This is a genomic window from Pseudomonas saudiphocaensis (assembly GCF_000756775.1).
GTDB classification, from domain to species: Bacteria; Pseudomonadota; Gammaproteobacteria; order Pseudomonadales; family Pseudomonadaceae; genus Stutzerimonas; species Stutzerimonas saudiphocaensis.
This window is the reverse complement of sequence record NZ_CCSF01000001.1, coordinates 1,908,165-1,933,831: the sequence shown is the minus strand read 5'-3', so window position 1 is coordinate 1,933,831 and position 25,667 is coordinate 1,908,165. Positions and strand designations below refer to the sequence as shown.

29 protein-coding genes, 2 pseudogenes and 1 riboswitch are annotated in these 25,667 nt (G+C 64.1%); of the genes and pseudogenes, 16 read left to right on the top strand and 15 right to left on the bottom strand.

All coding sequences use genetic code 11. The features are described 5' to 3' along the window. The first annotated feature begins 83 nt into the window (after nt 1–83). The gene (locus BN1079_RS09025) at nt 84–926 is read left to right on the top strand and encodes an SDR family oxidoreductase (protein WP_037023797.1); all 843 of its coding nucleotides are present in this window, start codon (nt 84–86) and stop codon (nt 924–926) included. On the opposite strand, the pseudogene BN1079_RS09020 reads toward BN1079_RS09025, so the two are convergent. Both BN1079_RS09020 and BN1079_RS09015 read right to left on the bottom strand, forming a co-directional pair. Next, nucleotides 919–1,092: pseudogene (locus BN1079_RS09020) on the bottom strand (VOC family protein); the annotation flags it as partial. The gene BN1079_RS09025 and the pseudogene BN1079_RS09020 overlap by 8 nt on opposite strands. 286 nt (nt 1,093–1,378) lie before the next feature. Then, nucleotides 1,379–2,053 carry a membrane protein gene (locus BN1079_RS09015; protein WP_037023795.1) on the bottom strand — a complete coding sequence of 225 codons (675 nt, stop codon included), beginning with the start codon at nt 2,051–2,053 and terminating at the stop codon, nt 1,379–1,381. Between the two features lie 208 nt (nt 2,054–2,261). Here BN1079_RS09015 and BN1079_RS09010 point away from each other — a divergent pair, with 208 nt between their 5' ends. The 4 genes from BN1079_RS09010 (at nt 2,262) to BN1079_RS08995 (ending at nt 5,459) form a co-directional block, all read left to right on the top strand. Further along, complete coding sequence (locus BN1079_RS09010; protein ID WP_037023793.1) at nt 2,262–2,738, top strand: LabA-like NYN domain-containing protein; 477 nt, start codon at nt 2,262–2,264, stop codon at nt 2,736–2,738. A 107-nt stretch (nt 2,739–2,845) separates the two neighbouring features. Then, the gene (locus BN1079_RS09005) at nt 2,846–3,250 is read left to right on the top strand and encodes a DUF1330 domain-containing protein (RefSeq protein WP_037023792.1); all 405 of its coding nucleotides are present in this window, start codon (nt 2,846–2,848) and stop codon (nt 3,248–3,250) included. Between the two features lie 77 nt (nt 3,251–3,327). Further along, complete coding sequence (locus tag BN1079_RS09000; RefSeq protein ID WP_037023790.1) at nt 3,328–4,656, top strand: RNA helicase RhlE1; 1,329 nt, start codon at nt 3,328–3,330, stop codon at nt 4,654–4,656. A 182-nt stretch (nt 4,657–4,838) separates the two neighbouring features. Continuing rightward, nucleotides 4,839–5,459, top strand: coding sequence for a glutathione S-transferase family protein (locus BN1079_RS08995; RefSeq protein ID WP_037023788.1), 621 nt, complete (start codon nt 4,839–4,841; stop codon nt 5,457–5,459). A gap of 5 nt (nt 5,460–5,464) precedes the next feature. On the opposite strand, the gene BN1079_RS08990 is transcribed toward BN1079_RS08995, so the two are convergent. Next, complete coding sequence (locus BN1079_RS08990) at nt 5,465–6,373, bottom strand: LysR family transcriptional regulator (protein ID WP_037023787.1); 909 nt, start codon at nt 6,371–6,373, stop codon at nt 5,465–5,467. A 143-nt stretch (nt 6,374–6,516) separates the two neighbouring features. On the opposite strand from BN1079_RS08990, the gene BN1079_RS08985 reads away from it, so the two are divergent. From BN1079_RS08985 to BN1079_RS08975, 3 genes are all read left to right on the top strand, one after another. Next, entirely contained in the window at nt 6,517–7,572 is a 1,056-nt protein-coding gene (locus tag BN1079_RS08985) for an oxidoreductase (RefSeq protein WP_037023786.1), read from the top strand. Nucleotides 7,573–7,635: 63 nt separating this feature from the next. After that, entirely contained in the window at nt 7,636–8,997 is a 1,362-nt protein-coding gene (locus tag BN1079_RS08980; RefSeq protein ID WP_037023785.1) for an NTP/NDP exchange transporter, read from the top strand. 81 nt (nt 8,998–9,078) lie between these two features. Further along, nucleotides 9,079–9,825, top strand: coding sequence for a class I SAM-dependent methyltransferase (locus BN1079_RS08975; protein ID WP_037023784.1), 747 nt, complete (start codon nt 9,079–9,081; stop codon nt 9,823–9,825). A gap of 27 nt (nt 9,826–9,852) precedes the next feature. On the opposite strand, the gene BN1079_RS08970 is transcribed toward BN1079_RS08975, so the two are convergent. From BN1079_RS08970 to BN1079_RS08955, 4 genes and pseudogenes are all read right to left on the bottom strand, one after another. Then, a complete protein-coding gene (locus BN1079_RS08970; protein ID WP_037023783.1) occupies nt 9,853–10,161 on the bottom strand; it encodes an AzlD family protein in 309 nt (102 codons plus the stop codon). Next, nucleotides 10,151–10,866, bottom strand: a pseudogene (locus BN1079_RS08965) (AzlC family ABC transporter permease). The gene BN1079_RS08970 and the pseudogene BN1079_RS08965 overlap by 11 nt, the downstream one beginning before the upstream one ends. Before the next feature lie 334 nt (nt 10,867–11,200). Further along, complete coding sequence (locus BN1079_RS08960) at nt 11,201–11,485, bottom strand: cupin domain-containing protein (protein WP_037023782.1); 285 nt, start codon at nt 11,483–11,485, stop codon at nt 11,201–11,203. A gap of 87 nt (nt 11,486–11,572) precedes the next feature. Beyond that, complete coding sequence (locus BN1079_RS08955) at nt 11,573–12,004, bottom strand: N-acetyltransferase (RefSeq protein ID WP_037023781.1); 432 nt, start codon at nt 12,002–12,004, stop codon at nt 11,573–11,575. Between the two features lie 167 nt (nt 12,005–12,171). Between BN1079_RS08955 and BN1079_RS08950 the strand changes: the two genes are divergently transcribed. Next, a complete protein-coding gene (locus BN1079_RS08950) occupies nt 12,172–12,792 on the top strand; it encodes a flavin reductase family protein (RefSeq protein ID WP_037023780.1) in 621 nt (206 codons plus the stop codon). Between the two features lie 70 nt (nt 12,793–12,862). Further along, nucleotides 12,863–13,255, top strand: a complete 393-nt coding sequence (locus BN1079_RS08945) for a GFA family protein (protein WP_037023779.1) — start codon at nt 12,863–12,865, stop codon at nt 13,253–13,255. Nucleotides 13,256–13,269: 14 nt separating this feature from the next. Here BN1079_RS08945 and BN1079_RS08940 read toward each other — a convergent pair whose 3' ends face one another. Continuing rightward, nucleotides 13,270–14,502, bottom strand: a complete 1,233-nt coding sequence (locus BN1079_RS08940) for a TIGR03862 family flavoprotein (protein ID WP_037023778.1) — start codon at nt 14,500–14,502, stop codon at nt 13,270–13,272. Between the two features lie 171 nt (nt 14,503–14,673). After that, nucleotides 14,674–15,594, bottom strand: coding sequence for a histone deacetylase family protein (locus BN1079_RS08935; RefSeq protein WP_037023776.1), 921 nt, complete (start codon nt 15,592–15,594; stop codon nt 14,674–14,676). Between the two features lie 191 nt (nt 15,595–15,785). On the opposite strand from BN1079_RS08935, the gene tesB reads away from it, so the two are divergent. Together tesB and BN1079_RS08925 are read left to right on the top strand one after the other, a co-directional pair. Continuing rightward, a complete protein-coding gene (tesB, locus tag BN1079_RS08930; RefSeq protein WP_037023774.1) occupies nt 15,786–16,655 on the top strand; it encodes an acyl-CoA thioesterase II in 870 nt (289 codons plus the stop codon). Beyond that, the gene (locus BN1079_RS08925; RefSeq protein WP_037023772.1) at nt 16,652–17,242 is read left to right on the top strand and encodes an HAD family hydrolase; all 591 of its coding nucleotides are present in this window, start codon (nt 16,652–16,654) and stop codon (nt 17,240–17,242) included. The genes tesB and BN1079_RS08925 overlap by 4 nt, the downstream gene beginning before the upstream one ends. Before the next feature lie 460 nt (nt 17,243–17,702). Here the strand turns inward: BN1079_RS08925 and BN1079_RS17890 are convergent, their stop codons facing one another. Continuing rightward, nucleotides 17,703–17,825: a hypothetical protein gene (locus tag BN1079_RS17890; RefSeq protein WP_269450523.1), complete on the bottom strand. Its 123-nt coding sequence runs from the start codon at nt 17,823–17,825 to the stop codon at nt 17,703–17,705. A gap of 239 nt (nt 17,826–18,064) precedes the next feature. Further along, entirely contained in the window at nt 18,065–18,934 is an 870-nt protein-coding gene (gene trxA / locus BN1079_RS08920) for a thioredoxin (protein WP_037023770.1), read from the bottom strand. Between the two features lie 179 nt (nt 18,935–19,113). On the opposite strand from trxA, the gene yedE reads away from it, so the two are divergent. Next, nucleotides 19,114–20,340, top strand: coding sequence for a selenium metabolism membrane protein YedE/FdhT (gene yedE / locus BN1079_RS08915; RefSeq protein ID WP_037023769.1), 1,227 nt, complete (start codon nt 19,114–19,116; stop codon nt 20,338–20,340). Continuing rightward, entirely contained in the window at nt 20,309–20,548 is a 240-nt protein-coding gene (gene yedF / locus BN1079_RS08910) for a sulfurtransferase-like selenium metabolism protein YedF (protein ID WP_037023768.1), read from the top strand. Before yedE ends, yedF begins: the two co-directional genes overlap by 32 nt. 12 nt (nt 20,549–20,560) lie before the next feature. Here the strand turns inward: yedF and thpR are convergent, their stop codons facing one another. The 3 genes from thpR to BN1079_RS08895 all read right to left on the bottom strand — a co-directional run bounded on the left by thpR (nt 20,561) and on the right by BN1079_RS08895 (nt 22,400). After that, nucleotides 20,561–21,094: an RNA 2',3'-cyclic phosphodiesterase gene (thpR, locus tag BN1079_RS08905; RefSeq protein WP_037023766.1), complete on the bottom strand. Its 534-nt coding sequence runs from the start codon at nt 21,092–21,094 to the stop codon at nt 20,561–20,563. Between the two features lie 224 nt (nt 21,095–21,318). Next, the gene (locus tag BN1079_RS08900) at nt 21,319–21,975 is read right to left on the bottom strand and encodes a class I SAM-dependent methyltransferase (RefSeq protein ID WP_037023765.1); all 657 of its coding nucleotides are present in this window, start codon (nt 21,973–21,975) and stop codon (nt 21,319–21,321) included. Further along, nucleotides 21,972–22,400: a YbaY family lipoprotein gene (locus BN1079_RS08895; RefSeq protein ID WP_037023763.1), complete on the bottom strand. Its 429-nt coding sequence runs from the start codon at nt 22,398–22,400 to the stop codon at nt 21,972–21,974. Before BN1079_RS08895 ends, BN1079_RS08900 begins: the two co-directional genes overlap by 4 nt. A gap of 114 nt (nt 22,401–22,514) precedes the next feature. Between BN1079_RS08895 and nrdR the strand changes: the two genes are divergently transcribed. After that, entirely contained in the window at nt 22,515–22,982 is a 468-nt protein-coding gene (nrdR, locus tag BN1079_RS08890) for a transcriptional regulator NrdR (RefSeq protein WP_037023762.1), read from the top strand. Then, the gene (gene ribD, locus BN1079_RS08885; RefSeq protein WP_037023761.1) at nt 22,979–24,085 is read left to right on the top strand and encodes a bifunctional diaminohydroxyphosphoribosylaminopyrimidine deaminase/5-amino-6-(5-phosphoribosylamino)uracil reductase RibD; all 1,107 of its coding nucleotides are present in this window, start codon (nt 22,979–22,981) and stop codon (nt 24,083–24,085) included. Before nrdR ends, ribD begins: the two co-directional genes overlap by 4 nt. Nucleotides 24,086–24,288: 203 nt before the next feature. Here ribD and BN1079_RS08880 read toward each other — a convergent pair whose 3' ends face one another. Then, nucleotides 24,289–25,194 (bottom strand): hypothetical protein, encoded by a 906-nt coding sequence (locus tag BN1079_RS08880; RefSeq protein WP_331709044.1) that lies wholly within the window; start codon nt 25,192–25,194, stop codon nt 24,289–24,291. A gap of 283 nt (nt 25,195–25,477) precedes the next feature. Next, a riboswitch (FMN riboswitch) is annotated at nt 25,478–25,623 on the top strand. Nucleotides 25,624–25,667 lie beyond the last annotated feature (44 nt).

The window sequence follows — 25,667 nt, the reverse complement described above, 5'->3', positions numbered from 1 at the left end:
TAACCTCATTCGCTGCCAGTGCGCCCGCGTCGAGGCATAGGGGCTATGCTTGATTGCAGTGAGCAGCGGGTAGGGAGAGGGGCATGCGGCGCAAGGTATTTGTCAGCAAGGTCTTCGAGCGCAAGGTCGTGGTGATTACCGGCGGCTGCGCGGGTATCGGTCGTGCGCTGGCCGAACGTATGGCCCAGGCGGGTGCGCGTCTGGTGATCTTCGATCTGGAGCAGAACGCCCTCGATGCCTTGGTTCAGCACCTGGCGGACCGGCACAACGCCGATGCGCTGGGGTTGCGCTGCGACGTATCGGATGCGACGGCGGTACAGCAGGCCATTGCGCTGGTAGTGGACCGCTTCGGCGGCATCGACATGCTGGTCAACAACGCCGGCATCACCCATCGCAGCCGTGTGGCCGACACCAGCCTGAAAGTGTTCGAGCGGATCATGGCGGTCAACTTCTACGGCGCGCTGCACTGCACCCAGGCGGCGCTGCCAAGCCTGATCGCCCGCGAGGGACAGATCATCGTGCTCAGCTCGCTTTCGCAGTATGCGCCGGTGCCAGATCGTGCGGCCTACAACGCCAGCAAGCATGCGCTGCACGGCCTGTTCGAAACCCTGCGCGGCGAGCTGGATGGCACCAGGGTCAACGTGATGCTGGTCTGCCCCGGCTACACCGCCACCGATCTGCGCAAGAACGTGCTGGTGGGCGATGGCTCCACAGCGCCGCAGCCGGCGCTGGCAGTCGGGCGTGTCGCTTCACCGCAGGACGTGGCCGAATCCATTTTCCAGGGCGCGCTCAAGCGCCGGCAGCTTCTGGTGCTGTCCAACCTCGACTGGCGTGCACGCCTGGTGGCGCGCTGTTTCCCGCGCCTTTTCGACAGCGTGCTGCTGCCGCGGCTGGCCGGCACGCGGGTGAGCCAGGATCTCAGCTAGGCGAGCCGGCCTCGCCGTAGAGTTGCTGCATCAAGGCTACGTCCCAGTAGGCCGCCTCGATCTTGTGGCCGTCCAGGTCGCGGACGAAGCAGCCGTAATAGGGCGCGCCGTATTCCTCGCGAGGGCCGGGTGCGCCTTCATCCGTGGCGCCTGCGCTTAACGCGGCACGGGGACCGCATGGTAGAAAGCCGCAGCTTCGTCGAAGCGGTTGCTGCCCAGGGAAACGTGGGAAAGGATGCTGGGGTTCTGGTCGGCCATGGCGGTGTTCTCGCAGAAATGAACAAGCCTAGCAGGCCGTTGAAAAACTACCTGCGTTGGCAATACTGCGTTAAAAACAGACTCGGAAAGCTCATTTAGAACTCCTAAACTCCGCTTCCTCACCTGTTTTTGCCTTGTCTTGCCTGCCTCGCCTACGTTTTTCAACGGCCTGCTAGCCGGTCAAAACTTGTTCGCTAGCTCCGCTCATCCAGTGCCGGCGTGCTGCTCAGCATATAGCAGCGAAAAACCACCACCGTAGCCAGCAGCTGAAACAGCCCGACGACGCCATCGACCAGAATCGCCAGCCCGGCGGGCGGGTTTTCTTCGCCCCAGAGCTGGCTGGCGAGGCCGATTTCCAGCAGCCACACCGGCAGCAGCACGGCCATCATGCAGCCGAGGATCGGCAGGAAATATCCGCGTGTCTGCGCAAAGCTTTCCTTCAGCGCCTGCAGCGGGCTCATGCCGCGCAGCACCAGCAGGTATTCGGCGAAGGCGATCTTCACCATCACCCATAGCGCCGGCAGCACAAACAGCGAAGCGCCAAGCACGATCAACAGCGTGGCCAGCGCTGCAAGAACCGCCAGCGCCGGCCACAGCGGCAGCATTCGCGCCCATACCTGACGCACGCCCGGATCATGCCCGCGGGTGCGCGCATCGAGATAGAGGATCAGCGAGCCGATATAGAGGGGATAGAACAGAATGCCTGTCAGTAGCTCCTGCGCCGGCAATGCATTCTTGCCCAGCGAGTGCTCGATCAGCAGACGCACGCAGCTCTCCAGCACGATCAGCGGCAGGCAGAGCGGGATGATGGTGCGCAGGTTGTTTGAGTAGAAGAACCAGGCTTCGCGGAGAATGGAAAAAACGTTCACGTCGGTACCGATCCCAAAAAACAGGCGCGCACTTTAACAGGCCTCTGCAAAACTGCCCGGGTTGGCAATACCTGGTTAAAGACAGCCTTCCCGCCGGCCCGGATTCCTCCAGCAGATTGCGTGAACCGCGGTTTTGAGCTGTCGCAGCGCAGGACAGCCGCCGGTTTGCCGTCCATACTGGACGCCCTTTTCTGACCCAGGCTGCCGCGTGAAGAAGATCGCCCTGTTTGCCGATGTGCAGAACCTCTACTACACGGTTCGCCAGATCCACGGTTGCCATTTCAATTATGGGGCGCTGTGGAGCGAGGTTAGCGCGCGCGGCGAGATCGTCGAGGCCTATGCCTATGCAATCGAGCGCGGCGATGCGAAGCAGCAGCAGTTCCAGCAGATCCTGCGCAATCTCGGCTTCACCGTGAAGCTCAAACCCTATATCCAGCGCAGCGACGGCTCGGCCAAGGGCGACTGGGATGTGGGCATCACCATCGATGTGCTGGGCGCCGCCGCGCGGGTCGATGAAGTGGTGCTGGCCTCGGGCGATGGCGATTTCGACCTGCTGCTGGAGCGCGTTCGCGCCGGCGGTGCCGAAGCTTGCGTCTACGGCGTACCGGGGCTGACCGCGCAATCGCTGATCCGCGCCGCCACGCGCTATGTGCCTATTGAAGGTTCGTTGCTGCTGCGCGGCTAGCCAGCCTACGCCTGACTTATGGGCGGTGATCGGCGAAGCGCATGGCTGTCGCTGCGTTGCAGCGAGCATGGGAGCATTCCGCGTGCAGCCATTCTCGAGGAAACGTAATGCCGAGTCTGAACCCAAGCGCCGAACAGCTGGCCCACTTCATCGAGGCGATGCCCGCTGGCGTGCCGATCACCATGCTCAACCTGCTGCGCTTCAACGAGCAGGCGCAGTATCCCGCCGGCAGCGAACACAGCCCATGCAGCGGTCGCCAGGCTTATGCGCGCTACAGCCGTATTGCCGTGGCCCGGGTTCAGGCCGCTGGCGGTGCTGTGGAGTTCGCCGCCCGAGCGCATGCCGCGCTGATCGCACCGGCCGATGAGCAGTGGGACGAATTGCTGCTGGTCCGTTACCCGTCCAAGGAAGCCTTTCTCGAGATGATCGGCGATGAGCAGTACCTGGCGGCGGCTGAGCACCGCACGGCAGCGCTGGCGGATTCGCGGCTGATCGGCACCACCGCGCGCTGAACCCGGCGCGCAGAGGTGGGCGCGCGGCGGCGGCCTTGGGATAAACTGCCGCCTCTGTTTTTCTCGGTTGCCTCGCCATGACTTTCGCCACCCTGGGCCTGATCGATCCGCTGCTGCGCACGCTCGAATCCCTCGACTACACCACGCCGACGCCGGTCCAGGCCAAGGCCATTCCCGCCGTGCTCAAGGGCCGCGACCTGATGGCAGCGGCACAGACCGGCACCGGCAAGACCGCCGGTTTCGCCCTGCCGCTGCTACAGCGCCTGACCATGGAAGGCGCGCAGGTGGCGAGCAACTCGGTGCGCGCGCTGGTACTGGTGCCGACCCGTGAACTGGCCGAGCAGGTGCACGAGAGCTTTCGCGTCTACGGGCAACATCTGCCGCTGCGCACTTACGCGGTATACGGCGGCGTCAGCATCAACCCGCAGATGATGGCGCTGCGCAAGGGCGTCGACGTGCTGGTTGCGACCCCCGGCCGGTTGCTCGACCTGTACCGGCAGAACGCGGTGAAGTTCTCCCAGGTGCAGGCGCTGGTGCTGGACGAGGCCGACCGCATGCTCGACCTAGGCTTCTCCGAGGAGCTGGACGACCTGTTCTGCGCCTTGCCGCGCAAACGTCAGACCCTCCTGTTCTCCGCGACCTTTTCCGAAGCCATCCGCCAGATGGCCCGTGAGCTGCTGCGCGACCCGCTGAGCATTGAGGTCAGCCCGCGCAACGCGGCGGCCAAGACGGTCAAGCAGTGGCTGGTGCCGGTGGACAAGAAGCGCAAGAGCGAACTCTTCCTGCACCTGCTGGCGGAAAAACGCTGGGGGCAGGTGCTGGTGTTCGTCAAGACGCGCAAGGGCGTCGACGAGCTGGTGGTGCAGTTGCAGGCCCAGGGTATTGCCAGCGATGCGATCCACGGCGACCGGCCGCAGGCGTCGCGGCTGCGTGCGCTGGAATCGTTCAAGGCCGGTGAGGTGCAGATCCTGGTGGCCACCGATGTTGCTGCGCGCGGGCTGGATATCCATGACCTGCCGCAGGTGGTCAACTTCGACCTGCCCATCGTTGCCGAGGACTACGTGCACCGTATCGGCCGCACCGGCCGCGCGGGCGCCACCGGTGAGGCGATCTCGCTGGTCAGCGCGGATGAAGTCGACCAGCTCGCCGCCATCGAGACCCTGATCAACCAGGTTCTGCCGCGCCACGACGAGCCGGGCTTCGTTCCCGATCACCGGGTGCCGCTGACCCAGCCGGGCGGGCAGATCATCAAGAAACCGAAGAAACCCAAGAAGCCCAAGGACGGTACCGCCAAGGGCCGAATCCACCTGGGCAACTGGTTCGACGAAAGCGACAAACCCAACGCCAAGCCGGTCCGCAAGGTGCCGAGTCTGGGCGGGGCGAAGCCGGCCAAGAAGAAACGCTGAAACCACCCGGTGGATTGGTGAAGCGCGATCCACCCTAGCGTCACGGGCGTGCAGTTCGTAGGTCGCCTTTCACATCCACCACAACTCCGTGCGTTATGCGTCACCCGGCGGATCGGCGAAGTGCGATCTACCGTGGCTAGGCTAGAGTTGATGTTCCGATGCAAGCAGGCAGGTGATATCGCATGTTGAAACTCTGGGGCCGGACCAATTCCACCAACGTGAAAAAGGCGCTCTGGTGCCTCGAGGAGCTGGGCGTTCCCTACACCCGCATCGATGCCGGTGGCGCCTTCGGGGTCGTCGACGAGCCCGACTACGCCGCGAAGAACCCGAACCGCCTGGTGCCCTGCCTGGAGGATGGCGAGCTGGTGCTCTGGGAGTCCAATGCCATCGTCCGTTATCTGGCGGCGCAGTACGGTGAGCCCGCGTTGTGGAACCCCGACCCGCGCCGGCGCGCGGAGGCGGACAAGTGGATGGACTGGATGACCTCGTCCCTGGCCGCCCCCTTCCGCGTGGTGTTCTGGAACATGGTGCGCACGCCCGCCGAACAGAGGGACATGGCCGCGGTTGCGGCGGCGCTGGAGGAGTGTGGCAGCCTGCTTGCCCGGGTCGATCAGGTGCTGGCCGAACAGCCGTATCTGTCTGGCACGGCGTTCGGCATGGGCGATATCCCGCTCGGCAGTTTCATCTACGCCTGGTTCGAGATGCCCATCGATCGCCCCGAATTGCCCCATCTCCAGGCCTGGTACCAGCGCCTGCAGCAGCGCCCGGCCTATCAGCGCGCGGTGATGATTCCGCTGACCTGAGCTCGCTAGCCGTCCTCGCCCTGCGCCTCGGCCTTGATGAAATCAATGAAGGCGCGCAGCGGCGAGGGCATGTGCCGGCGCCCGTGGTAGTAGAGAAAGGGCCCGTCGAACGGCTGCCACCAGTCTTCCAGAATGGGCACCAGGCGGCCGTCGTCGAGCGCCTCGCGTAGAAATTCCTCGAAGATGTAGACGATCCCCAGGCCGTTGATCGCCGATTGGATGCGCAGGTCATGGGAGGAGGTCACTAGCTGGCCGCGCGGGGGAATACGCAGCGTCCGGCCATGCTTCTCGAACTCGAAGACACCCACCTTCCCGTTCTCGAACCGGTGCCCGAGCAGCTGGTGATCGGTCAGCTCCGACGGGTGCTGCGGCGTGCCGTGAGCGGCGAGATAGGCGGGCGAGGCGGCGGCAACGAAGCGCTGCCGGCGTGGCCCGATGGGCACGGCGATCATGTCCTTGGCCAGGCTTTCCTCGTAGCGCACGCCGGCGTCGTAGCCGGCGCCGATGACGTCGATGAAGCTGTTGTCCATCACCACCTCGACATTCACCCCAGGGTAGCGCTTGAGAAAACGCTCGAGCAGCCCGGGCATCAGGTGGCGCGCCACCGGCACCGGCACGTTCAGCTTGAGGGTGCCCACCGGGCGCTGTGATTCGTCGTCGAGGTCGTTGAAGGCGGCGCTGATTTCCTCCAGTGCCGGCCGCAGCCGCTCCAGCAGGCGCGCACCGGCGCTGGTTGGGGTGACGCTGCGGGTGGTGCGGTTGAGCAGGCGCAGGCCCAGGTCGCTTTCCAGGCGGCGCATGCAATCGCTCAGCGACGAGGCCGACATGCCGCGTTTCTGCGCGGCGGCGCGAAAACCGCCGGCTTCGACCACGGCGGCGAACAGGGCCACATCGCTCAGGTTGGGTTGGCGCATCGGAGCTCCTCGGTTGCCATGGAAAACTGTACGACCTGCCGTACAGCCCGTCCATATTTGCCTGGATTATCACCGGATATCCACCGGCGGATACTGAATCCGTCGACCATCCGGTCACTCCTGGACAACCTGAGGACACCGCCATGTGGAGCAGAACCAACACCCTGGCGTCGGGCGATGTACAGCCCACGCACCCACTGATGAAACTCGGCCGCACCCTGGTCGCCGGCGTCGCGCTGGCGGCGGCGGTCGCGGCGGAAGCCGCCAATCGCGAATCACCGAAACCGGACTGGAACACCCAGGACATGCCCTCGCAGCAAGGCCGTATCGTGCTGGTCACTGGCGGCACCAGCGGCATGGGCTACGAGGATGCGCTGGCACTGTCCCGGGCCGGCGCCGAAGTCATCATCGCCGCGCGCAATGCCGAACGCGGGCAGCAGACCCTCCAGCGCATCCGTCAGCAGGTGCCGGACGCGCGGGTCCGCTTCGAGGCCGTGGACCTGGCCGACCTGGCCTCGGTGCGTGACTTGGCCGAGCGCCTCGAGGGTCGCCTGTCGCGCCTCGATGTGCTGATCAACAACGCGGCCATCATGGCGCCGCCGCAGCGCCGGACCTCGGCCGATGGCTTCGAGCTGCAGATGGCCACCAACTATTTCGGCCACTTCGCGCTGACCGGGCTGCTGATGCCGCTGCTGCGCGAGAGCGAGGATGGCCGGGTGGTCAGCCTGTCCAGTATCGCCGCGGGCCGTGGCGCACTGGATTTCGCTGACTTGCAGTCCGAGCAGGACTACGAGCCCTACGTCGCCTATGCGCAATCCAAGCTGGCCGTGCTGAACTGGACATTCGAGCTGCAGCGCCGCAGCGACGAGGCGGGCTGGGGCATTCGCAGCATTGCCACGCACCCGGGCGTTGCCGTCACCGAGCTGATCGAACGCGGCCCCGGCCTGGACAGCCCGTTCGGCGAGCAATGGGCGCAAAACCGGGACGACTACCATTCCGCCGCCCAGGGCGCGATTTCCACGCTGTACGCGGCCACCGCACCCGAGGCTATCGGCGGCGCCTACTACGGGCCGACCGGCGAGGACGAAAAGCGCGGACCACTGGGCTTCGCCCGGACGCCGGGGGCCGCCAGCCAGCGCACGGATGCCGAGCAGCTGTGGCAACTGTCGGAGCGCCTGACCGGCGTCACCTATCCCTGATCGCCGGGGGCACGGGCCACGCGGCTCGTGCCCCGGCCGCACACGACTTCGTGGAGCCGCCTCATGAACGCGCTATCCCTCTCGCAACGCCTGAGCACCACCCTCAATGCCGAACCCCATGAGCTGTGCCCGGCGCTGCTGGGCTTCGTGCTGTTCTTCTGCCTGTTTGCCGGCTACTTCATGCTGCGCCCGATTCGCGAGTCGATGGGCATCGCGGCGGGGGTGGAGAACCTGCAATGGCTGTTCACCGCCACCTTCTTCGTCATGCTGGCGGCGGTGCCCCTGTTCGCCTGGCTCAGCTCGCGGGTGCCGCGGCTGCATTTTGTCGACTGGGTGTACGGCTTCTTCTGCGCGAACCTGCTGACGTTCGCCGCGTTGTTTCACCTCATGGGCGAAAGCCCCTGGCTGGCGCGGGTGTTCTATGTCTGGATCTCGGTCTACAACCTTTTCGTGGTCTCGGTTGGCTGGAGCCTGATGGCGGACGTGTTCGACGCCGGCCAGGCCAAGCGCCTGTTCGCCTTCATCGCCGCAGGGGCGAGCGTCGGCGGCCTGGTGGGGCCGGCGCTCAGTGCTCTGCTGGCCGCTAGCCTAGGCGAAGCCGGGCTGATGTTGCTGGCCGGGCTGCTGCTCGGTGTTGGATTGGCGCTCAAGTACTCGCTGATGCGCTGGCGCGAAGTGGGCGGCGCCGGCCGACCGGATGCGCTGCCTGCCGAAAGCACGCGCAGGCCCTTGCCCGGCAACCCCTTCAGCGGCATCACGCGGGTGCTCAAGTCCTCTTATCTGTTGGGCATCGCCGGCTTCGTCGTGCTGCTGGCCACGGTCACTACCTTTCTCTACTTCGAGCAGGCGCGGCTGGTGGCCGAGCTGTTTCCCGACCGGGCCGCGCAGATCCGTGTGTTCGGCGCCATCGACGTGATCGTCCAGGCCGGCGCCTTGCTCTCGCAGGTGTTCATCACCGGGCGTCTGGCGCAGAAGCTGGGCGTGCGCGTGCTGCTGGCGATAGTGCCGTTGCTGGTATGCCTGGGCTTCCTCGGGCTGGCACTGGCGCCCAGCTTCGCCATGCTGGCTGCGCTGATGATCGTGCGGCGGATCGGCGAGTACGCTTTCGTCAGGCCTGGGCGCGAAATGCTCTTCGCGCCGCTGGACGCCGAGAGCAAGTACAAGGCGAAGAACGTTATCGACACCATCGTCTACCGCGGCGGTGACGCCCTCAGCAGCTGGGGCAAGACCGCGCTGGACCTGTTCGGCCAGGGCGCCGGACTGGTGGCGGTGGCCGGCGCGCTCTGCGCCTTGCTGTGGGGCGGTCTCGGCTGGCAGCTGGGCCGGCAGGCCGATCGTCAGGCAGCGGGAGCCAGGGAAGAGCCGAAGTCAGTGGTTCTTGTGCCGTCAGTAGCGGCATCCGGCAGGGCGGGCCGGGTCCAGTAGCGGTCCGAACCCATCCGTTGGCGCTATGCTGCGTGCAACGAGCGAGGCAGGCCGGCCACGGCCAGGACAGAGGAGGTAGTGATGAACTTGCCGAGAAACTGGTTCGATCAGGGCGGGCAGGCTTATGCCCGCTTCCGCCCGGAATATCCATCCGGCCTGGCCGAGTATCTGGCGTCGATAGTTCCCGATACCCGGCTGGCGGTGGACGTCGGTTGCGGCAATGGCCAGCTCACCGGGCAGCTCGCCGCGCATTTCAGCTCTGTCGTTGGGCTTGATCCGAGTGCCGATCAGGTCGCTCACGCCACGGCTCGGGACAATGTGCGCTACTGCTGCGCCCCGGCCGAGGCGCTGCCGTTGGCTGACGGCAGCGCAAGCCTGATCACCGCGGCGCAGGCCGCGCACTGGTTTGATCTGCCCGTGTTTTACGCAGAGGCGCGGCGAGTCGCCAGGCCGGGCGCGGTTCTGGCGCTGGTCAGCTACGGGGTGCTGCAGTTCGGTGGTGAGCTGGATACGCGCTTTCAGCAGTTCTATCGCGAGGAAATCGGCCCCTACTGGCCGGCTGAGCGGCAACTGGTGGACAGTGGCTATTCCACCCTGGAGTTCCCCTTCGAGCCGATTGCCACGCCTGCAATGACCATCCGCCTTGAATGGAGTCTGGATGAGTTCCTTGGCTATACCGCTACCTGGTCCGCCGTGCGTCAGGCAAGGGAAGCAGGCAGGGCGGACCTTCTGCAGGGTTTCGCGAACGATCTGACCCATCTCTGGGGCGACCCGGAGCGCCGGCAGCCGATCACCTGGCCCATCAATATGCGGGTCGGGCGGCTGTGAATCAGGTTGTTGGTGATGGTTGCGACTTCAGAATTGCCTGACCAGCGCCGCGGTCAGAATGCCGGCGGCGATTGCCGGCAGCGGCTTCTTCAGTAGCAGCATGGTCACAGCGGTTGCGAGCAAAGCCAGCCGCGCGCCGCTATCGCCTTCAAGTGCCATGGGCGCCAGCAGTGCCACCAGCACCGAACCGGACATGGCGCCGATAAACTGCTTAACCCGATAACCGATGGGCACGAAGGACATCACGTAGACGCCGCCCCAGCGGGTTGCCAGTGTTACCACTGTCATCACCAGCACCAGGACCAGTGCGCCATACCCCGTGGATTCAAGATTCACGTCGTTTCTCCGGCCAGAAGGTCCCGAGCAGGCCGCCGGCCAGGGCGCCGACCACCACATGGCTGTTGTCGGGCAGGTACCAGTAGGCCAGCAGCGATGCGCCGGCGGCGACCACCCAGATCATCAGTATCCGCAGGTTCTTCTCGCCTCCTGCCACCATGGCCAGCAGAAAGCAGCCCATCACCATGTCCAGCCCCAGGCTCTTGGCATCCTCGATGGCGCTGCCGAAGTACACGCCCAGCCAAGTCCCCACTATCCAGGCAGACCAGAGTGCCAGCCCGCCGCCCAGCAGAAGCCCGATGGCCGGCTGCCCGCGGTTGAAGGCCTGCATGGCCATCGCCCAATTGGCGTCTGAGGCCACCAGCATCACCCCATAGCGCTGCGCCGGCGGTAGCTGACGCAACCACGGATACAGCGTTGCGCCCATCAGCAGGTGACGTGCGTTGATGGCGAACACGGTAATCATCAGCGTGAGCAGCGGAACCTGTGGCCCCCACAACTCCAGCGCGGCAAATTGAGAAGCGCCGGCAAAGACCAGGGCGCTCATTGCGAGGATTACCGAGCCATCCAGGCCCGCTTGCACGGCAGCCAGGCCGAACGCCGCGCCGAAAATCACCACGAACAGGGAGACCGTGCAAGTTTCTTGAAGCCGGCCCACACCATGCGCCGGTTGAATTGATGCAGCGTCGTTTCGGCGTCAGTCATGCCGCGGTCTCTGGTGGGAATGCTTATGAATGGATGCGGACGAAGCTATCGCATGACGGGGCAGGAAGGGCGTCACGCTAACCTGGTGAATGCTGCATGTTATTCGATGAGCCAGGAACAGACCCAGGCTTTCGCCATGCGACCTGCGGCGCGCACCATTCATCACGGATTGTCTCTAACGACATGAGCCATTCCCGGCTCGACCGGAGGTGAACATGCGTAGCGATCCGCTCGACAGACTTCATAGCCAGCAGCCCGAGCCCGGCTTCGGGCTAAAAACAGGTTAGGCGCTATCTTCGCCGCCTGCCGGCGCCGGGTGGAGATGCACCGCCAGCTAGAGGGCGCCGTTGGTGACACGCCGGACCACATGCAGCGTGCCGGCGGGCAGAAACAGGTAGTCGCCGGAGCGCAGCTCGACAGCCTTGCCCGCCACCTCGAGGGTCGCCTCGCCCTGGAGCAACACCACCCACTCGTCCTGCGGTTGCACGTAATCGGTTGGCGTTATATCCGCTGAGCTGATGATGCGTTCGATCACCAGGTTCCTGTGGCTCAGCAGCGCCTCGAAGCGCTCCCCGTTCAGGGGCACCTCGAAGTCGGCGAACAGGTTTCCAGTGGTCATGTTTTGCAAGGCTCCGGCTGATCCAAGCCGCGTGGCTTCGGCTTGAATGGTGTAGCGAACTCTACTGGCCCAGTGCTCTACCGCAGCCTAGGCAGACCCGCCCCAGCGCATGAGGTACTCCTCATGTCCGGTGGCAGCGTCCACGCTTTCCTGCGCAATCCTGAATCCCTGGGATTTGTAAAATCCTATGGACTTTGAATTGGCTTTATAAACGGATAAATCAAGCGCATCGCGTTTGAATTTCGCATGGGAAAGAAGCAGTTTTCCTATGCCTGTGCCTTGAAGGTCGGGCGCGACGAAAATTGCGGCGAGCTTATTTTCAAGCAGTGCGTAGAAACCGATAACCGTTGAGCCCGACTCATACACATAGACTTCCGAAGCCGGGATGTAGGTGCTGCGCATGTTTTCCAGCTGTGAGCGCCAAAAGTCTGGTGCTATGAAGTCATGCGCCTTCAGTGATGCTGACAGCCATACATCAAGCACGTCTTCTATGTCGCTTTCTGTAAATGCTCGAATCATGGTGATTGCCTTAAAACCTGGGACAGTATTTAGAGTGCGGCCATGCCGCGAATGGTTTTTTGCTCTGGCGTATCGAGCGCCACGCGTTGAAGATGCGGGCTGGAGCCGCCGCGCATGTGCATGGCAGGCCCCTTCCAGACCAGGTTGCAATGCTCAGGAGCCGCTGCATGCAGAGCGAAATGTATTACTACGAGCCCGCTCAAGGTCATGGGCTGCCCCATGATCCCTTCAACGCCATAGTCGGCCCGCGCCCCATCGGCTGGATCTCATCGCATGATGCCGAAGGGCGGCTCAACCTCGCGCCTTACAGCTTCTTCAATGCGTTCAATTACACCCCGCCAATCATTGGCTTTTCCAGCGTCGGACGTAAGGACAGCCTGAACAATATCGAGGCCACCGGCGAGTTCTGCTGGAATCTGGCGACCCGCTCGCTGGCCGAAGCGATGAACCAGAGCTGTGCCGCCGTCGCGCCCGAGGTGGATGAGTTTGCCCTCAGCGGCCTGACGCCGGTGGCTTCCAGGGTCGTGGCGGTGCCGCGGGTGGAGGAAAGCCCGGTGTCATTCGAGTGCAAGGTGACTCAGCTCATCCAGCTGCATGGCGTGGACAAGGTGGCTGTGCCGACCTGGCTGGTGCTCGGTGAAGTGGTGGCGGTGCATATCGCCAAGGCGCTGCTGGTCGATGGCATCTACGACACGGCGGCAGGCGAGCCCATTTTGCGGGGCGGCGGGCCGGCGGACTATTTCCAGCTGGGCCGCGAGGCAAACTTCAAGATGTACCGACCCAAGTGACGAGTCGCCTCAAGCTGGGCCGCTAGCGCCTGCTATCGTCCTGGCAACGGCTTATCGAGAGGAGTGCGGCATGGACCAATTCACCGGTGGCTGCCTGTGCGGCGACGTGCGAATTCTGGCTGCAGGTCGGCCGTATCGGGTCGGGATTTGCCATTGCCTCGACTGCCGCAAGCACCATGGTGCGCTGTTCTTTGCTGCGGCAATGTTCCCGCAGGAGGCGGTGACCATCGAGGGGGAAACGCATAACTACGCGGGGCGCCACTTCTGCCCGCGCTGCGGCTCGTCGGTATTCGCCCAGAGCGGCGATGAAATCGAGGTGCACCTCGGTGCGCTGGATGCGCCGGACCAGCTGTTGCCGAGCTATGAGTGTTGGACCCTGCGCCGCGAAACCTGGTTGCCGCCGTTTCCGTTCGCCAAACATTATGAGCGGGACCGTGATGGCGCAGGTCGTACTGAAGACTAGCGAGGCAGCCTGGCCTAGCGCTGCTTCAGCCAGCGCAGCATGCCTTCGGCAGCAGCACGGCCCGTGGCGAAACAGGCAGTGAGCAGATAGCCGCCGGTGGGCGCTTCCCAGTCAAGCATCTCTCCGGCGCAGAACACGCCGGGTAGCTGGCGCAGCATCAGGTTTTTATCCAGTGCTTCGAAGGGCACGCCACCGGCACTGCTGATGGCTTCGTCCAGCGGGCGTGGACTCACCAGGCGGATCGGCAGCGCCTTGATCGCCGCGGCAAGGGCGTGCGGGTCCTGAAAGGTTTCGGCAGTGCTAAGTTCACGCAGCAACGCCGCTTTGGCGCCGTCCAGCTTCAACTGCCGGTGCAGGTGCTTGGCCATGGACTGCGAGCCGCGCGGCCTGGCCAAGGCAGCGGCGATTTGTTCGTGCGAGCGATCCGGCAGCAGATCGAGCAGCACGGTTGCTGAACCGGCCGCGTTGATCGCCTCGCGGATATCGGCTGACAGCGCATAGACCAGGCTGCCTTCGATGCCGGTTGCGGTAAGGACGAATTCCCCTTTGCGCGCTGTGGTGCCGGGTAAAGCCAGGCTGACCGTCTTCAGCGGCGCGCCGGCGAATTTCTCCACCAGGTGCGTGCTCCAGCCGGTCACTTCGAAACCGCAGTTGGCCGGTTGCAGTGGCGCGATGAAGATGCCGCGGCGCTCCAGCAGTGGCACCCAGGCGCCATCCGAACCCAGCCGCGCCCAGCTGCCGCCGCCGAGGGCAAGCAGGGTGGCATTCGGATTCAGCAGCGTTTCGCCTTCCGCGCCGGTCATAAGCAGCTGACCGTCTGCGTTCCAGCCCAGCCAGCGCTGGCGGGTGTGGATCTGCACGCCGCCGTCGCGCAGGCGCTTGAGCCAGGCGCGCAGCAGCGGGGCGGCTTTCATGTCTGTAGGGAAGACACGACCGGAGCTGCCGACGAAGGTGTCGATGCCCAGGACATGAATCCATTCGCGCAGGCGTTGCGGGGGAAAGGCGTCCAGCATCGGGCGCAGCCGGTCGGCGCGCAGGCGATAACGCCCGACGAACGCGGCGTAGTCCTCGGCGTGGGTGATATTCATGCCGCCAACTCCGGCCAGCAGGAATTTGCGCCCGACCGAGGGCATGGCGTCATAAAGATCGACCGCGACGCCGGCCTGGCTCAGCACTTCGGCCGCCATCAGCCCGGCGGGGCCGCCACCGATGATGGCGATGCGGGAACGCATGGGAGTCGCGGGCATGGTTCAGGCCTGGCGGTACGGGGCCGGCATTGTAGCGAATGCTGCGCTGCGCCTGTACGTGGGAGTGAGGGTTTGCCGAGGCCTTCGTCATGAATCGCAGGACAACGCAAAAGCTTCGCCAGCAAGGACTCGGCGTCCCCTGGATCCTACAAAAGCGCGGGCCAGGGCGGCTCAGCGCAAGCCATGGCGAGTCCAGGCCTGGGCCGCGCTGAAATGCAGCTGCGCATGGCGACGGGCGAGCAGGGCGCGGTCCTTGTCGTAGCCGCCGCCGATCACGCCGACCAGCGGAATATCGCGGCCCAGACAGTGGTCGATGACGGCGCTGTCGCGCATCGCCAGGCCTTCATCGCTGAGGTTGAGCAGGCCCAGGGCGTCGTCGCGGTGCACATCGACGCCGGCGTCATAGAGCACCAGGTCCGGTTGGTACAGGGGCAGCAGGTAGTTCAGGGTGTCGTTCACCACCTTGAGGTATTCATGGTCGCCCATGCCCGGCGCCAGCTCGATATCCCAGTCGCTTCGGGCCTTGCGCAAGGGGAAGTTCTTCTCGCAATGCAGCGACACGGTGACCGCGTCCGGCACCTGTTCGAGGATGCGCGCGGTGCCATCGCCCTGGTGCACATCGCAATCGAAGATCAGCACCCGGCCTACGCGACCGCTTTCCAGCAGCGACAAGGCCATGATCGCCAGGTCATTGAAGATGCAGAAGCCCGAGGCGTGGTCGTAATGGGCGTGGTGAGTGCCGCCGGCCAGATGGCAGGCCAAGCCATGTTCCAGCGCAAGGTCAGCGGCCAGCAGCGAACCGCCCACGGCGCGCACGGTGCGCTGCGCCAGTTGCGGGCTCCATGGCAGGCCCAGGCGGCGCAATTCGTCGCGGCTCATGTCGCCACTGCAGTAGCGCTCGATATAGGCATGGTCATGGGCCAGAGCGAGAACTTCAGCTGCGCACAGTTCGGGGCGCAGAATCTCTGCGTCGGTGGTCAAACCGCTATCGACCAGGTGATCGCGCAGCAGGCGGAATTTTTCCATCGGGAAGCGGTGTCCCGGTGGCAGTGGCGGGCTGTAGTCGTCGTGAAATACCAGCGGCAGGGGCATCGATTGGCGCCTAAAGTCATTCGTAGCGCTGCGGCCGCTCTGGCGGCTCGCAAACGGCGGCAGTATGCCGGCCTGATCGCGGCACGCTCAAGGCGCGGGCGTCGTCCGGGCGGTCAGCTGGAGTCTGTTCGGTTTAAACCCTAAAATCTCCGCCTTTGCCCGGAAGGGCCTTCGCCGGAAAGGAAATTCGCATGACCGAGACACTCGATACTCTGGTGAGCTTGCTGTCGCTGGAGCGCATCGAGGAAAACCTGTTCCGTGGCAACAGCCAGGACCTGGGTTTTCCGCAGCTGTTCGGCGGTCAGGTGATCGGCCAGGCGTTGTCGGCGGCTAGCCAGACGGTGGTGCCGGAGCGGCATGTGCACTCCATCCACGGTTATTTCCTGCGCCCCGGCGACGCCCATCTGCCGGTGGTTTATGACGTCGATCGGGTGCGTGACGGCGGCAGTTTTTCCACCCGCCGCGTCAGTGCCGTCCAGAAAGGCAAGACCATCTTTACCTGCAGCGCTTCGTTCCAGATCGATGAAACCGGCTATGAGCACCAGTTGCCGATGCCCGACGTGGAAGGGCCGGAAAACCTGCCCAGCGAAAGCGCCCTGCTGGACCGGCTGGAGAGCATTGTTCCTCAGCGCGTGGTGGAAAAGCTGCGCCGGCCCAAGCCCATCGAGATTCGCCCGGTGACCCTGCTGGATCCGGTCAACCCGCAACCCATCGAACCGATCCGGCATCTGTGGTTCCGGGCTGCGGGCACGCTGCCGGACAACCCGGCGGTGCATAAATACCTAATGGCCTACGCCTCGGATTTCAACTTCGTCAGTACGGCGCTGCAGCCCCATGGAGTCACCTTCTGGAGCAAGTTCATCCAGCTGGCCAGCCTCGATCACGCCATCTGGTTTCACCGTGAAGTGCGTGCGGATGACTGGCTGCTGTATTCGATGGACAGCCCCTGGGCCGGCAACGCCCGTGGCTTTGCCCGTGGCAGTATCTTCAACCGCGCCGGCGAACTGGTGGCCTCGGTGGCTCAGGAAGGCCTGATCCGGGTGCGGGAGGACTTGCGATGACACTCTCCAGCGCACGCCACTGGGTATTCGACATGGACGGTACCCTGACCATCGCCGTGCATGACTTCCTGGCGATCAAGCGTGCGCTGGAAATCCCGCTGGAAGACGACATTCTCCATCACCTCGCCGCGTTGCCAGCTGAAGAGGCCGCGAGCAAGCGAGCCTGGCTACTGGAGCATGAGCGCGAGCTGGCTCTTGCCGCTGAACCGGCGCCGGGCGCGCTGGAACTGCTGCACGAACTACGGGACCGCGGCTGTCAGCTTGGTGTACTGACCCGTAACGCCCATGAGTTGGCGCTGATCACGCTGCAGGCCGTAGGGATGGGTGACTGCTTTGCCAGCGAAGATATTCTCGGGCGCGATGAAGCACCGCCCAAGCCCGATCCGGCTGGCTTGCTCTATCTGGCTAACAAGTGGCAGGTGGAGCCGCAGACGCTGGTTATGGTGGGTGACTTCCACTTCGACCTGGCCTGCGCAAAAGCGGCCGGTGCGCGGAGCGTGCTGGTTAACCTTCCGGAAAATCTCTGGCCGGAACTGACCGATCTGCACGCCCGCGACTGCCGTGAGCTGCGGCAGATGCTCAGCTAGAGCAGGGCGTCAGCTTTCGTGGGAACGGGCCATGCCCGTTAAGGCAACCCTGGCGAAGTGCCAAGCCATGGTTCGTGGGCATGGCCCACTCCTACAGCGGCTCGTAGGTCGCTGGGCGTGCCCGGGTTGGGGCGCGGTCACCTCGCCTGCAAGCTTGAGCACAAATCATCAGGCCCCGCTGCTTTTCGTGGGAACGGGCCATGCCCGTGAAGGCAACCCTGGCGAAGTGAAAGCCCGGTTCGTGGGCATGGCCCACTCCTACCACAGCCTGCAGGTTGCTTGGCTTGCTTGGCTTAGAGCACAGTCACCTCGCTTGCAAGCTTAAGCACAATCACCAGGCCGCGCTGCTTTTCGTGGGAACGGGCCATGCCCGTGAAGGAAGCCCTGCCGAAGGCGCAGGCCATGTTCGTGGGCATGGCCCACTCCTACCACAGCCTGCAGGTTGCTTGGCTTGCTCGGCTTAGAGCATAGTCACCTCGCGTGCAAGCTTAAGCACGATCATCAGGCCGCGCTGCTTTTCGTGGGAACGGGCCATGCCCGTGAAGGAAGCCCTGCCGAAGTGCAAGCCATGGTTCGTGGGCATGGCCCACTCCTACAGCGGCTCGTAGGTCGCTTGGCGTGCGCGGGTTGGGGCGCAGTCACCTCGTTTGCAAGCTTAAGCACAATCACCAGGCCGCCTGCTTTGTGGGAACGGGCCATGCCCGTGAAGGCAACCCTGGCGAAGTGCAAGCCCGGTTCGTGGGCATGGCCCACTCCTACCGCAGCCTGTAGGTGGCCCGATGTGCCCACCCAGGATCATGGGCACGATTGGCTTTTGCTCTCTCAGTAAATCGCCTGGTACAGCTTGCGACGGTAGGTGGTGACCAGCGGGTGGTCGTTGCCCAGCAGGTCGAACACCTGCAGCAGCGTCTTGTGGGGCAGGCCGTCGGCGTAGTTGCGGTTACGCACGAAGAGCTTGAGCAGGGCGTCCAGAGCGGTTTCATATTGCTGGCGCGCTAGCTGCTGGATGGCCAGCTGGTAGGCCGCTTCGTCATCTTCAGTGTTCTGGGCCAGGCGGCTTTTGAGGTCGGCGACTTCCGGCAGGTCGCTGGCCTGGCGCAGGAAGGTCAGTTGCGCTCGGGCAGCGGCAATGGCCTGCTTGTGCTCGTCACCCTTGGCGGCATTGAGGACGGTCTCGGCTTCGCCCAGTTCGCCCCGCTCGGCCAGGCAGCGGGCATAAAGGATCAATGCTGCGGCGTTCTCGTTGTCTTCGGTCAGCAACTGCTTGAGCAGGTTTTCCGCCTCGCTTATACGGCCTTCGGCAAACAGCGCCTGGGCGGCTTCAAGCTGGTCTGCCTCGGGAGTTGCCGGGGCCTGGACATGGGGTTCGAGCATCGCGCGGATGGCCGATTCCGGCTGTGCGCCGGCGAAGCCGTCCACCGGTTGGCCATCCTTGAACAGCACCACGGTGGGCAGGCTGCGCACGCCGAAGCGGGCCACCACTTCCTGCTCGATATCACAGTTGACCTTGGCCAGCAGCAATTCGCCCTGGTACTCCTCGGTGATCTTCGCCAGCAAGGGCATCAGCGCCTTGCACGGCGCACACCATTCGGCCCAGAAGTCCACCAGTACCGGCTTGTGAAAGGAGTTTTCCAGCACCAGCTGTTCGAAGTTGGCACTGGTGACGTCGAAGATGAAGGGAGTCTGGCTCATCAGGGTTCTCAAATGGGCGCTGTAAAGAAGGTGCATGTTATGTGGGGGCGGCGATTACCGGAAGCAAGCGTGCCCAGCCGCATGCCGACGGATTGTTCACCCAAGTCGCTCGCCAGAGGACTAGAATGCGCGCCACTTTTTTCGGTGCGGCGTTTGCAGTCGCGCAAAAGGGGTCATCAATGTCCATTCTGTCCGAGTTCCGGGCGCGCTATCTGGTGCGTTTCTGGTCACCCATTCCTGCGCTCGTCGCGCTGGGCGTCGCTTCCGCCTACTACTTCGCGATTACCGGCACCTTCTGGGCCGTGACCGGCGAGTTCACCCGATGGGGTGGGCACGTGCTGGCCTGGTTCGGGTTCCAGCCGCAGGAGTGGAGCTATTTCAAGCTGATCGGCCTGCAAGGTACGCCGCTGGATCGCATCGACGGGGTGATGATCATCGGCATGCTGCTCGGCGCGCTCTGCACCGCGCTGTGGGCCAACAACGTCAGCCTGCGCTGGCCGACCAGCAAGCGCCGGCTGGTGCAGGGGCTGATTGGCGGCATCATCGCCGGCTTCGGTGCGCGCCTGGCCATGGGTTGCAACCTGGCGGCGTTCTTTACCGGCATTCCGATGTTTTCGCTGCACGCCTGGGCCTTCATGCTGGCCACTGTCGGCGGTGCCTGGGTCGGGGTGAAGATCTGCCTGCTGCCTTTCCTGCGCGTGCCTCTGAAGGTGGGCAGCCAGGCCAGTTCGCTGTTCGCCGATCCGCAGGCGCGGGAACAGCGTAACCGGATGCAGGTGCGCCTGGGTGTGGCGGTGGCGGCCGTCGCAGTTGCATTCGCGGCCTGGCGCTTCGAAGTGTCGATTGCCCTGGGCATGGCGGTGCTGTTCGGCGTGGTCTTCGGCGGCCTTATCGAACGAGCGCAGATCTGCTTCACTAGCGCCGCGCGGGATCTCTGGACCACCGGCCGCACGCAGATCGCCTACGGCATCCTGCTGGGCATGGCCGTGGCCTGCGTCGGCACCTTCGGCGCGATCATGCTGGGCGCCAGCGCAAAGATTTTCTGGATGGGCCCGAACGCCGTGATCGGCGGCCTGCTGTTCGGCATCGGCATCGTCCTGGCCGGCGGCTGCGAAACCGGCTGGATGTACCGTGCGATGGAAGGCCAGGTGCATTTCTGGGTGGTTGGCATCGGCAACGTCATCGGCGGCACGCTGGTGGCTGTGTACTGGGATGAGCTGGGTACCTCACTGGCACTGCCCTACCCGAAGATCGACCTGCTGGAACAGATGGGGCCGGGCACCGGCCTGCTGTTCAGCTTTGCCGGCCTGGCCCTGGCCATGCTGTTGGTTCACTTGAATGCCCGTCGTTTCCAACCCAAGAGGAGTGCTGCACTTGAGCCAGCCCAAACCGAATCTCTCGCTTGATCTGCGCGGCGAACATTGCCCGTACAACGCCATCGCCACGTTGGAGACCTTGGATACCATGCAGCCGGGGCAGGTGCTGGAAGTGGTGACCGATTGCTCGCAGTCGGTGCAGGGCATCCCCGAGGACGCCAAGCTCAAGGGCTACAACTGCCTGGCGGTTGAGCAGCACGGTCCGTTGTTTCGTTTCCTGATCGAAGTACCGGCCTGATTCCAGACCCGCTCAGGTCGTCTCGGACGCCCGCAGCGGCCAACTGCCCAGTTCCCGGTAACGCACGCCGTCCGGGGTGTTCTGCGATTGGTAGAGCACGAACCGCTCGGCCTTCCAGCTGAAACTGGCGGCGGCGCCCTGGATCATCCTGGCGGCCTGTCGTGTCAAGGTCATGTGCGGCAGGTAGGGGCGACTGTCGAGCGCCAGGCCCAGCGCGACCAGGCGCTCGGCAAGGCTGGCCGCCAGGTGCAGCAGTGCCGGCGGTGCCTCGGTAGGTGCCAGGCAGACGAAGCCCTTGCTCAGCGTGATCAGCCGGTTCAGTACCAGCTCGAAGTCCGGAGAGTCGATGTCGGCGGCCAGTTGCCGGATCGCTTCCAGGTCTGACTCGGGCTGGGCGCCCAGAAACGCCAGGGTCATATGCAGATTGGCGGCCGGAACGGGCCGACCTCCCAGTCCCTGCTTGTCACGCCATTCACAGATGGCGGCGGCCTGCTCGGGTGGACAGGGTAGGGCGAAGAACAGGCGCAGGGTGTCTTCATTCGTCACGTTGAGTCACCTTTGAGGCGGTGCGGTTGCTGCTCTTCTTTCCTGGGCGCGTCCGCGTCGCGGATATTTTGTCCTTGCTGAGCAGGCTGCGGCCTGCATTCGGCGCGGGGTCGTGCCTCCCACTGAAAGCGTTGGGCGCAGTCTGGGATTGTGGGAGCGCAGCCCTCGGCGCGAAGCTTAGGACTTTGCTACAGGAAGTTTAGCCATTACGTGGCTCAAGGCTTTCAAGCCCGGCGCGCGTGGTACAGGCTGACCCGGCGGAATTCTGCAGGCTCGGCCAGATCCGGCCAGGTGCAGGCGTCGAATATGCCGAGGCGCTGGTAAAGCGGATGCTGGAAGTCGCGCACTCGCGAGTCTGCCACCAGCACTTCGCGCCCTCGGCTGAGAAACTGGTCCAGCAGCGGTAGGTTGGCGCGGTCGTAGAGCACATCGGCGACGATGATCAGATCGAAGCGGTCGGCTTCGGCGAAGAAGTCTTCGGAGTATTCCAGTGTTACGTCATTGAGTGCCGCGTTGGCACGACTGGCTTGCAGCGCCAGCGGATCAAGGTCGCAGGCCACCACTTCCAGGGCGCCAGCCTTGGCCGCAGCGATGGCCGCCACCCCGGAACCAGCACCGAAATCCAGCACCCGCTTGCCGCGGACCCATTGGGGATTTTCAGCCAGCCAGCGCGCCAGTACCAGTCCGCTGGCCCAGCAGAAGCACCAGTAGGGCGGCTCTTCCAGAATCCGGCGGGTTTCATCCGGGCTGAAGGCTCGATCCATGTTGTCCGCATCGATCAACCAGAGGCGCAGGTCGGTATCGGGCAGGGGGCTGACGCTAAGACGAGCATCGCCCAGCAATTGGCCAAGTGCGGCCTGCAGAGTGGCCGGCGGTGTCACGGCACAGGCACCAGTCGCAGCGGGCCAAGTGCCTGGTCGGAGGCCTGATGAATCTGTATCGGAAGCAGGCGCATGATCAGCTGCCCCGACTGGGTGACGCGACCGCGCAGTTCGACCCGCTGCGTGGCGGAAAAAGCTTCGGGGTTGAACTGCAGGATAAACGGCAGCTCGTTGCCGCGACCGCTCAGTTTGACGTTGCTGAGGAGCTTGTCGGGCTTGTTGCGGCGGTCGACTTCCAGCAGCGCCAGTTCCACTTCGCTGCCTGCGGGCGCACCGATCAGTGAGCCGCTCAACTGATTGAGCACCTTGGCTTGCGGCGCCTTGCTCTGTTCGATGGGCGTGGCTTTTGGTGCTTCGGAGGGCTGGCTCGCACAGCCAGCCAACAGCGCGATCAGCGCGAGGGAAATAACGGAACGTGACGGCACAAACGGCTCCTCAAGGTCATGACCGGGCGCCTGTATAGCAGCAAACCCGCCAGCTTGTCTTGCCGGTCGGATGCGCTACCATGGCCCTCTTCATACGTCTGACCAGCCCAACTCATGCATTGTCCCTTCTGCGTTGCACATGACACCAAAGTCATCGATTCGCGCCTGGCTGCCGAGGGCGACCAGGTCCGTCGTCGCCGCGAATGTCTGGCCTGTGGCGAGCGTTTCACCACTTTCGAAACCGCCGAACTGGTGATGCCGAGGCTGATCAAGCAGGACGGCAGCCGCCAACCTTTCGACGAGGACAAGCTGCGTGCCGGCATGCAGCGGGCGCTGGAAAAGCGCCCGGTCAGTGTCGAGCGTCTGGAAGCGGCCATCGCCCATATCAAGCACCGCCTGCGTGCCACTGGCGAGCGCGAGGTTAAATCCCTTGTCGTGGGCGAACTGGTGATGGGCGAGCTGCAGAAACTCGACGAGATCGCCTATATCCGCTTTGCCTCGGTTTACCGCCGCTTTCAGGATCTGAACGAGTTCCGCGAGGAAATCGAGCGGCTGTCCCGCGAACCCGCGAAGCACGAATGAGCGCCGCCGATCACGCCTGGATGGCCCACGCGCTGCGACTGGCGCGCCAGGGGCTGTATTCCACCCATCCCAATCCGCGGGTCGGCTGCGTCATCGTGCGTGACGGCCAATTACTCGGCGAGGGTTGGCATCAGCGCGCTGGCGAGCCCCATGCAGAAGTCCACGCACTGCGCCAGGCTGGAGACCGCGCACGCGGCGCCACTGCCTACGTGACCCTGGAGCCATGCAGCCATTACGGCCGCACGCCGCCTTGCGCCGAAGCCCTGGTTACGGCGGGGGTAGCACGGGTGGTGGCGGCCATGCGCGACCCCAATCCATTGGTGGCAGGCCGTGGGTTGGAGCGCCTGCGCAGCGTCGGTATCGAAGTGGCCAGCGGAGTGCTGGAAAGCGAAGCGCGAGAGCTGAACATAGGCTTCGTCAAACGCATGGAAACCGGGCTGCCTTATGTGCGCGCGAAGCTGGCGATGAGCCTGGATGGCCGAACCGCCATGGCCAGCGGCGAAAGCCAGTGGATCACCGGGCCAGCGGCGCGCAGCGAAGTGCAGCGTTTGCGGGCGCGCTCCAGCCTGGTGCTGAGTGGCGCCGATACGGTGCTGATGGATGGCGCGCGGCTGACCGTGCGGGCTGCTGAGTTGGGCCTCGATCCTGAGCAGGCCGAACTGGCTGTTAAGCGTCCGCCGCTGCGGGTGCTGGTGGATGGCCGTCAGCGGGTTCCGCTGGATGCGCCTTTCTTCCAGGCCGGCCCGGCGCTGGTGGCTTCTACATCGGAGGCTGCCGAGTCCTATCGGGCGGCGGGGCATGAGCTGCTGACGCTGGCCACTGCCGAGGGGCGCGTCGATCTGCCTGCATTGCTACGCACACTGGCCGAGCGCGGCGCCAACGAAGTGCTGCTCGAAGCCGGACCGCGTCTGGTTGGTGCCTTTGCGGCGCTGGGGCTGGTCGATGAATATCAGATTTTCGTCGCGGCCAAGTTCCTTGGCTCCTCGGCAAGGCCGCTGCTCGACCTGCCGCTGGATCGCATGAGCGAGGCGCGCGAACTGAAGATCGAGGACATTCGCGCCTTCGGCGATGACTGGCGGATTCTGGCGCGTCCGGCTGGTTGAGTACATCGGGCCGGGGCGGCCCTTGCACAAGGCCTCGAGCGTGAGCCAACAAGGGTCTAGCAGGCTGTGAAAAACTACCTGCGTTGGCAATACCGCGTTAAAACGGCCTCAAAGTGCTCATTTACAACTCGTAAACTGCGCTTTTTCGGCCTTTTTTGCCTTGTCTTGCCTGCCTCGCCTACGTTTTTCAACGGCCTGCTAGATCAGTTGACCGGTCGCAACCCGTTGTGATCCAGCTTGGCCCGGCGTTTGTTGGTGCCGAGTATCAGACGTGCCAGCCAGCTGTCGTGGTGGGGGTTGCCGAAGTGAAACAGGGCGGTAGCCCGCAGTAGTGCCGGGTCGCACTCATCATTGGCGTGCAGGCTGCGGTAGCCCCAGAACAGGTACAGATTGCCCGGCTCGAGTTTGAGCCGGATCGGCTTCAACCATCCGCGCTTGACCGCCAGCGCAACCATCTTCTGGCTGAAGCTGTTGTGCAGCACTGCCTTCTCGATGACATTGAACAGGGCGTTGAAACGCACCGGGCGCAGGTTGGGAAAGATGATCAGATCGCCGCAGTGTTCCCCTTCGGTAGGGATGTACAGCGGTAGCAGGGCGGTCACTGCCGTGGCGTCGAAATGATAGAAGTGCGACTGCTTGAGGCCGCTCTTGCCCTGCAGGCAGCGAATGACCGGGAACACCTGTTCTTCCGCCGAAGGCGCACGGCCTGTCTGCGTTTTGTAGAGTTCGCTGAGCATCTCGCGCAATGGCGTGCTGAGCGCCAGGCTTGCCGGGAGGCTGCCGCTCAATGCCTCGATGCCATGTATCGCAAAGTACTCGCCGTTATGTTGCTGGGTCTGCTGGCTGATAAAGGTCCGACCTTGTTCCAGCATCTCCGGGGAGAGGTAATTTTCCAGAATGGCAAAGCCGTTTTGGTCGATTTCCGCAGCGAGGCGTGTGATCGTCTCGTCCATTGACAGCCCGGACCAATCCGCATCGCTGGTCGGCAATAGGCTGTCAAGAACCGCTTCGACATGCTCCCCAGGAGCTTGCAGGGTCTCCGTCGTCGGTTGTGCTGAGGTCCTGAGTACTCCGGCAGCATTGACCAGCGGAGTGGTGACTTCCGACATACAAGTTCCCTCTTGAGACGGCTGATAGAGACGACTGTGTCCTGCTCTGTGGAGTGCGGCCGCCGCCGGTTACGGCTAGGTCCGCTCCCCTGAAGCAAGCAGCAATTGCGCAGGCAATGGACCGGCAAGCGAAGCGGTAGTTTCTATCCGTGCAAAGAATTTGATTTGCCGCTTGCAGTGCCTGATAGAGGGCGTCTTTGATCGTCATAGCCACTGCAGGCTGGCGCGCTCGCTGCAAATCGCGCGCGTTTGTGGTAAAAACTGCGCCGGGCCGTGACCGGCCCAACGTTCTCAGGGCGGGGTGCGATTCCCCACCGGCGGTAATGGCCTTGGCCTAGCCCGCGAGCGCTTGCCAGTTATGCTTGCAAGGTCAGCAGACCCGGTGTGATCCCGGGGCCGACGGTATAGTCCGGATGAGAGAGAGCGGGATATTCCGCGTGCGCCGTTCTGGTGTGCGCTGCGTCCCTTTCGAT